The following is a 10580-nucleotide window of genomic DNA, read 5'->3' as shown; positions in this document are numbered from 1 at the left end:
AACTACCAATGCAAAGACTGCAAACGTCAGTTTATTGGTGACCATGCTCTGAGCTATCTAGGATGTAATTCTGGCATTACTCGTAAAATATTACAGTTAATGGTCAGAGGCAGCGGTATACGAGATATCGCTGAAGTTGAGCGCATTAGTATCGGTAAAGTCTTACGGACTTTAACTGAATCGGCCTATCAAATTCAGCCTAAACAAAGTCATTATGAATCTCTCGAAGTAGATGAATTCTGGACTTTTGTTGGAAATAAAAATAATAAACAATGGCTTATTTACGCCTACCATCGAGAAACAGGTGAGATTGTTGCTTATGTTTGGGGTAAGAGAGATTTAGCTACAGTCCAAAGGTTGAAGACAAAGCTTAAACAATTAGGTATTCACTACACCCGAATTGCAAGTGATCATTGGGACAGTTTCATCACTGCTTTTAAAAACTGCAAGCAAAGTATTGGTAAGTTTTAAGTTTTATATATATTTCAGGCTGTGCAGATGAACAGCATTTGATTACTATTCAGAAACAATTGCAGGATGCCATTGAGCTTGGTACAGATCTGAATTGTTTTCGGTTATACCATTCTGATTATCAAAAGATCACTAATCCATTGTTACTACATTATCGTGTTGAAAACTCTCAATATGGCAACGATGTAGAACAGGGAAAGTTGTACAAATGGAAACATGTTTTTTTTAACCCATATGCGCAGTTCATTTTACAATATTTAAAAAAGTTGAAAGCCACTCAGAAAGAATTTCGTCTGCAACATTCAGTTGAAGATTGTATTTTAGAAAGCTTGAGTAAGATAGGCAGGAAAAAAAGTCTTGGGGATCTGCAATATCAAATTAAACGCCGTGGATTTCGTGCATTTAATGATGTGCAAATGGTACTCGAATTTAATCCAAACCTTAGCCTTGATATATTTTTGAGTAATGTGCTTCAGCAAGAGATTAATACTGTCGCTTTAAGGCCATCCGAATTTAGATTGCTGTGGAATAATGATTACAATCAAGTCACAGAACAAGAGAGTCGCCCTATTCATTTTGAACAAGAGCAGTTACATCCGGAAGTTCCGACTGCTCAAAGCAAATTACAAACGATTCCGTATGAGTTGATGTTGTTTGATCAAAAGAAACGTAAAGGTCAAAAAGTTGAGCGTTTAGATAAAAAGAGGAATAAAGAAGAACGCACGCTACGTTTTTGGCAAGAAACCAGAAGGGTGTTAGAGGAGAAGATAGTTGATGCTAATACGGAGGAAAAGTCTTTAATTGATGCTCAACTACGCTTAATTGAATGGTTAATGCATTTAAAAAAACGAGGGCTTCAATTATCAACTATTGAAAGCTACTTAGGATCGTTTGGCAAAGAATTTATATTTGAGATTTGGCTCAATAAATTAGATTTAAAGCAACAATCCATAGATGACTATGAGGATTTATATCGGCAGCTATTGAAATACAGCAGTGAACGTGATGAAAAAGCAGTTCAACGAGATTCGGTGAAAGGAAAAACCTCTCGTAAGATGCACCAAAGCGCAGAATACCGTTTTGGTCGCCTAAAAGATTTTCATCAATTCTGTATAGAGAATTATGATGCTCCAGGGGTATTGGTGTTACAGAATTCAAGTTTTAAGCATTTACAAATTTGCAATGCACGGCTAGTGAGTCCTTTGCTATTTGGCAAATTATTGGAAAAACTAGAAAATTTAAGTCAAGAGCCAACGGCATCAGAGTGGGTCGATCATCTGAGTTGTTTAAAGCTGATGTATTTACTAAGTTATAGAACTGGACTTCGATTAAATGAAGTTCGTTGTCTTAAAATACAAGATATTATTTGCCCAGAGCTACTTTATAAAGAAAAAGAAAATACAGTTTTTAATAATATCACGCTTCATATCCAAGACAATTCATATCGCCGTCTGAAAACGCGAAGTGCGAATCGTCAAATACCATTGAAAATTGCATTGTCAGAACATGAGTTTTTAGTAGTACAACGTTACATACAACATCGTTATGAGCAATATTTGGTTAATCAGCAGGATGATCTACTTTTTAGTGTGAATCATCGTGTATTAACTGATCAATGTATCAGCAAAATTACAGTAGATTTGTTTAGTCAAATATTAGGTATGCATCATGGCTTTAGTTTTCATACATTACGCCACAGTGCTGCTAACTATCTAGCAATAACTTTGCTCGGTTCAAAAGAAATGATCAAGACCTACACAGATTGTCCTTGGGTAAAAGCAAAAAAGATGAGGGATTTATTGTTTGGTATGAAAGCACGTGCTCAAGAAGAGATTATTCAACATAAATGGCAGGTGCTCGCCTCTTGGATGGGGCATAGCAGTATTGAGCAAACGGCTTCAAATTACCTTCATGTTTTGGATTTATTAGCAGTCGATCGAATTTATAATTCGCCGTGTATCATTTCAAAAAAAGTATTAGAACAGTGTTTTAGTCCAGTGAAGTCAAGTACAGACTACATAAACCTAAATCGTTATACTCAGCAGCAGAAATGGTTTAATTCTTATCAGCAAACACAGCCAGTTACGATGGCTGGCCGACAAGAAAAGAAGTTTAGTATAGAGAAGAGTACTCTGACACCTTTTCAACGTTTGATAAGTTTTAGAGAAGGTCGTTTAAGCGAAGATACCCAAGCTCAAGAATGGATGCAACGATGTCAATGGATGAGCACTAAATGGATGGATCGCCAAAAATTTAATTTAAAAACGAATTATGTTTATAGTAAGAATTTAGAAGAGAGTTGGTTTGATGAACTTTACGAAAAGGCTAAAAAACTGACTCGTCCAGATGAAATAATTCCTCTCCTTGATTTTCATTATAAAGATGATAGGCAGCAAGATGCACTGAAAGAAAAGAACATGGTTAAGGCGCTTAAAATATTATTATTATTTGGAAAACTGCGTAAGAATTTTCTACATTTTCAATGCCGAATGAAAGGTGATGAGCAACAAATTGTTAATTTTATTACTGGTATAGAGCCAATGTTAGGAGATCATCTGTATTTAGAAAAACAAAACTACCCAGTTAATTTGGATGCTCCTGAGCGAACCGTTAAATTTAGTTTTCAAAGAGTTGTCGGCTCTAACAAAAAAAATGTTACTCCGCTGGTTATATTTAATTTAATGTTAAAAATGATGCAAAAAGATGAACTCTGGATCAAATAGCCTAAGCATGTTAAAGGGGAATTGTTTAGAAATTTCCCTGTTTATAAGTAAACTGCCTTTATGAAAAGCACCATGCTGACTTGGATTAATAAGCGGAATGTAGTATCACAGTTTGATCGCTGGATTTACGAAAATGGTGTGAAGATTAGCGGTATGGTAAATCGATGAGCTAAAGTGTTGTAGTCCAAACTCGATCTGACAATTACCCATTTTTTAGTGTGCCCGTCAGGTTAAATTTGAACTGAATTTTTCTCAGCCCAAATTCATTTCCAATCAAGTTATGTTTCAAGTGGCGTGCGAACACTGCACAATTTAATTCACGGTGCCTAAGACAGGTATCAACTTCGGACCAGCCATTCTAGCTTTGCTAATGATTTCCACCAGCTCATCATAAGTCAGTTCAAACTTATCCTCACTATCAAATACATAGACCATATTCTTGCCTTCATGTTCAGGTGGAGTAGGTGGTACAAATCGTTTCGGGATAAGAATTTGTGCGAGTTGTTCGTCAGTTAATTTAAATAAGTGCATGTTTTTATCCTACTCTTGGTAAGTCAGACCATTTGGTTAAATACGAAGGTGATCTAAGGTTTTGATTCATGTGCCATGTGGCTTCTTTATTGTTGGCAATGCCTAGCGTGACGAGATTCTTCCCAAACCGTTCACTGATGGCTTCGATGGCATCTGAAAGCCTTTCTCGCTCTTGCTTATGTGAATAGTCCGTGAATAGATCGGGCACAAACTTGGATTGATCTGTAATTTCGAGCAGCACGATTCCCGCCTTTTTATACTTAAAGCCTTTCTTAAATATCTGATCGATGCCTTTCATCGCGGCCTTGGTGATGAGCAGTAGATCATCCGTATGCTCATGCATTTGAACGACGATGTAAGGCGAGTAGCGCTCTGTATTATCAAAGCGACTGGTTTGGATATACACGCCGATCATCTTGCAGATTGAGCCATCTTCCCGCATTCGTTTCACGGCTCTGGCCACATAAAGCCGAACCGAAGCTTTAATGTCATCCATTTCATACACTGGGTTGCCATATGAACGGCTGCTGATGATTTGCTTCTTCGCTACAGTATCATCACTAAGGTCAATACAAGAAAGGCCCTGTAGCTCAAGCACCGTCTTTTCCATCACGATACTAAACTGCTTTTTGATTTCTTTAGGATTGGCATTGATCAGATCCAGCACAGATTGAACACCCATAGTATTGAGCTTCTTACAGTTCTGTCTGCCTACGCCCCAAACCTCAGACACATCAACCTGCGCGAGTAGCGTTTCTGTAGAGCATGGGTCCATATGGGCCAGATTACAGACCCCATTGAAGAACTTGTTTTTCTTGGCGAGATGATTGGCAATCTTGGCTTCGGTTTTAGAGCGACCAATTCCAATACAGCAGGGTAGGCCTAACCAACGCCAAGCCTTAGCCCTCATGTCTTGAGCATATACAGTCAGGTCAAATAGATGCTCGTAAGCTGTGAGCTTCAGAAAGCATTCATCAATGGAATAGACCTCTTGATCTCCTGGTGCAACATAGTCCCCAAGCAGCTCCATAAAGCGCTTGGACATTTCGCCATATAAGGAGAAATTACTGGATAGCACCTGAATGTTATGTTGTTTGATCAGCTCTTTAATTTGGAATACAGGAACACCCATCTTGATGCCTAAGTCTTTCGCTTCCTGGCTTCTGGCCACGGCACAGCCGTCATTGTTGCTGAGCACAATGGTTGGGCGATCATTCAAGGCAGGATTAAACACACGCTCACACGAGACGTAGCAATTATTCACGTCGACTAACGCGAATATTTCATTTTCACTTTGCATGGTTATTCTTCTTTTTATGAGCGGTGATAAATACGCTTTAAATTAAAAGTCACCACACCCCAGATTGATATGGTCTGACTATCATCAGGAATGATGTGATTGTAATTCGAATTTTCAGCCTTCAACCAAAGTTCTGGAAGCGGATAATCTTCATCTCCAAATATTTCTTTGATTTCAGACTTGGACATCTTATTGGTGATCATCAGCCGCTTAATGGTCGAGGCATTGTCATCAATCAGGGCAACCACGATATCGTAATGCTTGGCTTCAATACTGCGATCAATAATGATTGGATCATTAATCTCTAGGCCAGCATCGAGCATGGATTCACTGTCTACATAGGCAATAAAAGTAGAAATAGGGTTGTGAATCAGGAACTCATTCAGATCGAGTGCTTTGTCTTGCTCATCCTTGGTGCTGAAGGCCGGACCTGCAGGAATACGCTCTAAAGAGACGGGAATAGATACTTTGGATTTGGGTAGGACAGCAGTAAGCCCTAATTTTTCAACAAGCTCATTTTGAACAGCGATTTGTTCAAGCACGGTGTTGATGGTAGGACTTGGTTTACCCTCTGGACCCATGAGCTCTTGTAAAGATGACCATGCGTCGTCAGAGAAGTAAATAGGCAACTTCTTAGACATGAGATACTCCTACGCTACGAGGCGTGTTTGGAAGTAGAATTTGTTTAAATAGGATATTACTAACAGCGTTTAAAATTCAAATTTAAAAAGTTGTGGATAAACAAGGATGCGTCAGAATAAGACGTTTTGTTTCTGCTCATCGCGTGGAAATGTGACGAATTCATCGGGCATTTGAAAGAAATATTCATGCGCATGTTCATGATCGGCTGTTAGCCAGTCTTTTCTGTACTGTTCTGGAATAACGATGATGGATCGCTTCTCATCCTTCGGTGCATGGAATTGTTTCATAAAAGGGTGATGGTCCGAATTGATGGTCAACATTGAAAAGGAACGTACCTTATTGCCATTAATCACTGCATCATCATAGATCCCTGCAACAGTAAAAGGCTGATCATCTTTACGCTTGATGGTGTACCAGTGTGGCTTGCCATTGATGTATTTCGGCTCATAAAATTCTTGTACTGGGACTAGGCAGAACTTGCTGTACTTCCAAGCATGTCGAAAGCTAGGCTTATCTGCTACAGACTCAGTTCTGGCGTTATAAGTATGACTGCTGAACTTCAATTCTTTCGCCCAGCTCGGTAGTAATCCAAACTTTGCAATATCAAGCTCTAAGTGATCTGAGCCGTTCAGAATGATTGGAGCATGATAGGAAGGGAATACATGATCCTTAAGCTCAAGATCAAACTGGCTTGTATCGACACCTAAGAGTGTCAAATTTCTTTTATTTGGAAATAGGTAATTTGAGCACATAGCCTGATCACATAACTAAAGAATTTATCTGAAATTGTATACGATGCTTTATGGAACACATGGGATTTATGGTGTCAGTTCAAGTAGGTTATATGAAAAAAGTCATGATGGGGCAAGTTACATTTTCAGTTAAAGTATGACTTATGGGATGCAAAACTACGTTGGGCGTGAAGTCATAAAAAAATTAATCAGGATTTTGCATAAATAGTGCGCCGTAAGGCGCATTATTTTTAAGGAAGGTTTGTATTACTCGACAATATATAACTTATGTTTTTTCTTCGGGGGCTCAACTTTAGCTAAAGCATCAAATGTTAATTGATTAAAATCTTCTTCAGAGATTCCAATTTCATCAAGCATTTTATTTTTATCAAAAGATGGTTGTGAGGCTAAAACAGAGATAATTTTGGGCAACATCAAACTCTCATCTCGATGAGTTTCTTCAGGTTCATTAATGTTGTAGCCCAACGAATTGATCTTTATAGAGTTACTACGATTAACCCAATCACTAACTAATCCCAGCTTGTGAGCTTTATAGTTAATAGCCTTCAGGGATGTTCGCCAAATCTTTTTATACTCAATCATATTTTCTAGTGAAAAATAGCGTGGAGCAGTAGAAAGAAATGCATCTGTTGGCATTAAAAATTCAGATGAAAATTGATCCGCTTCAGTTTCGAGAACACGATTATCTTTCTCGACACGAATTTTTTTGTTATGCGTATGCATAACGATATGACCAAGTTCGTGTGCACAATCGAAGCGGGCTCTTTCGGCAGACTTAAATGTATTTAGAAATATGAAAGGGCTACCACTTTCATCATCAAAAAAAGATAGTGCATCAATTTCTCGAATTTCAGTCGGTAATCTAAAGACACGGATTCCCTTTAGCTCACACAACGAAACAATGTTATTAATAGGTTGATTACCTAAAGCCCATAAACCTCTCAACTCTGACGCTAGGTGATCGGCATACTTAGATTCACCCAAAAACTCAGTAATATCTAAATCAGGACGGTGAAAAGTAGGTAACTTTACTTTCTGATTTAAGTACTTGTTAATATTTATTGCTAAAAGAGTATATGCCTCATTAGCTTTTCTATGCTGTGCTTTAATACGAGCAACCGATCTATAGAAGATTTGGTCTGTTTCATGTGGTTGTGTGTCATTACCTGCAAAGAATGACTTGGGTAAATTTAATACACGGCATATATCATCTTGATCATTTTCATTGATTTCTTTATCCACGTCTAAAAGTTGCTTTACCTTAGAGATAGAGCAACTCAATTTTTCTGCGAAATCGGTATTGCTAAGTCCTCGTAATTCTTTAGCAATACGTAAACGATCTTTATTAAACACATTAACCTCAGATTAAACTACAAGCTGAATATCAAAATCATCTGGTTTAATTTCATTAGATGGTTCCAATACTGGCTTAGGATCAGTTTTTACAGGAACTGTATTATCTATTTCAAATGCAATTCTGCAAGTATGGTCACTTGGTAAAATTGAAATTTTTTTCGCTTTTAAGTCCTGTACGAAGCTAGTTGGGTATGCAAATTCAAAAGGAATATTTGGGATATCAATGTCTTTATAGGCTGGATGTGATGCTGAAGGAAAGTATAAAATCCATGTTCTCAATTTTGTCTCATCATCATAAGCAGACTGATTCTCCTTAATATTATTTAATGTCATTAATCCTTTTTCACAGTGTGCTGATACAACTTGATCAGCTAACCCCAATGCAATATTCCCGCTCATAAAGATAATTTGTATTTTCTTTACTGTATTCTCAATTCTTGGCTGGCTGTCATTGTGGAATATCCAAGCAGGATCAGATTGTCGAAGCAGTAAAGCAATCTGTTCTCCAATTTTTCCCCATCGTGCAATAAAGCGTGCACGGTTATAGTGAGTATTTGTTCTATAGTCAGCATCACCGATCATAATTGCGTTTCTGACTAACTCGAGATCAGGTAATCCTAACTGTTTAGCTTTTTTGATAGCATTTTCACCTTTGAAAAAATCACATGGCGTGGGTTCAGAAGGTTGGATTGATTCTTCATCAAGGAGATTTAAATTCATCTTAAAAGTTATCCTAAAGTAGCGAATGTCTTTTTTATAACATCTTTTGATGTTTTAAAAAAGACATTTTTATAAATGTGTGCTATCTTCACTTACAACTTGATAATAAGAATTTTGGAGAAGAGACGTTGAGTAACTTATTCATTAATCATAAAAATTGTCCTGAATGCGGTGGCCGTATCAAAGGCTATTATTACTACTGTGGGCAGTGTGGTAGTCAAAATGTTGTAAACTGGAAGCACACGGGGATATTTTTGTTGATTGCTGGAAAGATTTTTCTGGTTGCTATGCTTTTTTTGCTAAAAAATTTTGTTCAAATCCATTTTTTTCACAAGTTTCATTGTGCTAATTTTTTAAATAATTCATAGAGGTTGATAGTAAAATGAAAGTTAAAGATTTAATTAAATAATTAGAAGAGTTTGATCTGGAATTAGATGTTTTAATTGCTAATGAAGAGAACAAAATCATTGGCATAAAAACCCTAGCCCGATTCTTTGAAATAAGCTATGTTTCTTTTGTTCATCCAGAGACACAAAGAAATGATATGGAAAGAAATGTTGAATTTACCTTTTTAGGAATGTCGACTAAAGACTCTAGAGTTATTGTTTTTATTGACGTTGTTCCATAATTTTCAAGTAGTCAAAATGAGTATACAATATTCATGTGATGCAAGAAGATACAACTGGATAGGATGGGCCCATAAGTATTTGAAGCTGCCTCGTGTATGATCATGGGGACTGTCCAAACAAACGGCTTTTGAGAGTGCTGCCTGATACGAAAAATAATATCCAAGAGATGCTAGCGGTAAATTTAGTGTAAAATTTAATGCTAGCCATCATTAAAACTTATTTAAAAATATGAAGTTATATCGCACAGATTGGAATATGTTTCCTAAAACGGTTATTGACCGTGGTCTTGGAGATGCAACCTCTCATTACATGTATGAAGCTGCTAAAGCAGGGGATGTTGAAAGTGCGTATATTTTAGCTAAAGATTTAGTTTCGGATGAGGCGATTGCTGAACTAGAAAGAATTATCGATGGTCGGGAAACTATTATAGTACCTGTACATGCTGAGGAAGCAGTCGGTCGTAATATGATTCCTTTAGCTACTTCAGCAGTTATAGCAAAGAAACTTGGGCTTGAAGTTGATACGAATATAGTTCAAGCTATAAAAGTATCAAGAACTGGCGGTGATGGGTGGCATAGATTAGCCAACCCACCAGCATTTGATGGGACAATAAACAATGATAAATGTGTTATTATTGTTGATGATACCCAGACCCAAGGTGGTACTTTTGCAGCATTAAAAGGTCATATTGAAACAACTGGGACGAATAAAGTTATTGGAGCATATGCACTGACGGGTAAACAATACTCATCACAATTAGCTCTAAGTAAAGAAACTCTTCAGCAATTGAGGGATGTATATGGTAATCTTGAAGCATGGTGGAAATCGATTTACGGGTACGATTTCGAAAGGCTCACAGAGTGGGAAGCAAAGTATATCCTCAACTCTCGTAAAACAGCTGACGAAGTCCGAGATAGAATCATTGCGTCAAAACAAACGTGATGCTTATGCACTTATGATGAAAATGAATTAATTATTATTTAATTAAGTTAAAAGACTGCTATATAGCGGTCTTTTTTGTTTTTGAGCTCTACAAATTTTAATGAGTACATATAGTTACTTTTATAAAAATGATGGCTTTGTTGCATAAAGGTTTGAAAGGCTGAGTTCCCTTAAGCTACTCAAATTTAAGAGACAACTTGGGTATGAGGGCGACCTAATTCTGTGAATTTATTCAAGACTGCCATGCGTGCATGGATCTCATTCACCTGACTTGGAAAACTCCGCGCTGTTAATTTATCGCCTAATAATTTGATGCAATGCATCTTGGTTTCAACCAAACTTCGACGGTGATAACCAGACCACTTTTTCCAAAGCGATCTGCCTAGCCGTTTGACTGTCTTTAATAATTCGTTCCGCTCTATAGACCTCGCTTGCTGATCCTTCCAAGGCTTTGCATTCTTTCTAGGTGGAATGATCGCATGTGCATCTCGATCTAAAATGACTTGTCGGCAGT

Annotated in this window: 9 protein-coding genes and 1 pseudogene; 3 read left to right on the top strand and 7 right to left on the bottom strand. The window is 37.4% G+C overall.

The annotated features are described in order from the left end of the window. Together ACY3FQ_RS08225 and ACY3FQ_RS08220 are read left to right on the top strand one after the other, a co-directional pair. Nucleotides 1-468: pseudogene (locus tag ACY3FQ_RS08225) on the top strand (IS1-like element ISPa14 family transposase); the annotation flags it as partial. Between the two features lie 8 nt (nucleotides 469-476). After that, entirely contained in the window at nucleotides 477-3194 is a 2718-nt protein-coding gene (locus ACY3FQ_RS08220) for a tyrosine-type recombinase/integrase (RefSeq protein WP_489774410.1), read from the top strand. Nucleotides 3195-3506: 312 nt separating this feature from the next. Here the strand turns inward: ACY3FQ_RS08220 and ACY3FQ_RS08215 are convergent, their stop codons facing one another. From ACY3FQ_RS08215 to ACY3FQ_RS08190, 6 genes are all read right to left on the bottom strand, one after another. After that, complete coding sequence (locus ACY3FQ_RS08215; protein WP_000550047.1) at nucleotides 3507-3725, bottom strand: hypothetical protein; 219 nt, start codon at nucleotides 3723-3725, stop codon at nucleotides 3507-3509. Between the two features lie 4 nt (nucleotides 3726-3729). Continuing rightward, nucleotides 3730-5025, bottom strand: coding sequence for a Y-family DNA polymerase (locus ACY3FQ_RS08210; RefSeq protein ID WP_001190354.1), 1296 nt, complete (start codon nucleotides 5023-5025; stop codon nucleotides 3730-3732). Nucleotides 5026-5039: 14 nt separating this feature from the next. Then, a complete protein-coding gene (locus ACY3FQ_RS08205; protein WP_000038641.1) occupies nucleotides 5040-5666 on the bottom strand; it encodes a LexA family protein in 627 nt (208 codons plus the stop codon). Nucleotides 5667-5777: 111 nt separating this feature from the next. Beyond that, entirely contained in the window at nucleotides 5778-6419 is a 642-nt protein-coding gene (locus ACY3FQ_RS08200) for an SOS response-associated peptidase (protein ID WP_002046584.1), read from the bottom strand. Between the two features lie 246 nt (nucleotides 6420-6665). Next, nucleotides 6666-7772, bottom strand: coding sequence for an ImmA/IrrE family metallo-endopeptidase (locus ACY3FQ_RS08195; RefSeq protein ID WP_000482094.1), 1107 nt, complete (start codon nucleotides 7770-7772; stop codon nucleotides 6666-6668). Nucleotides 7773-7784: 12 nt separating this feature from the next. Then, complete coding sequence (locus tag ACY3FQ_RS08190; RefSeq protein ID WP_001052588.1) at nucleotides 7785-8495, bottom strand: hypothetical protein; 711 nt, start codon at nucleotides 8493-8495, stop codon at nucleotides 7785-7787. An 884-nt stretch (nucleotides 8496-9379) separates the two neighbouring features. Between ACY3FQ_RS08190 and ACY3FQ_RS08185 the strand changes: the two genes are divergently transcribed. Then, nucleotides 9380-10066 carry a phosphoribosyltransferase gene (locus ACY3FQ_RS08185; protein WP_000484193.1) on the top strand — a complete coding sequence of 229 codons (687 nt, stop codon included), beginning with the start codon at nucleotides 9380-9382 and terminating at the stop codon, nucleotides 10064-10066. Nucleotides 10067-10251: 185 nt separating this feature from the next. Here the strand turns inward: ACY3FQ_RS08185 and ACY3FQ_RS08180 are convergent. After that, a partial coding sequence (locus ACY3FQ_RS08180; RefSeq protein WP_148114196.1) for a transposase occupies nucleotides 10252-10580 on the bottom strand: 329 nt, incomplete at its 5' end.

This window comes from Acinetobacter sp. AB03 (assembly GCF_058107045.1).
This window is presented reverse-complemented; position numbering and strand designations above follow the sequence as displayed.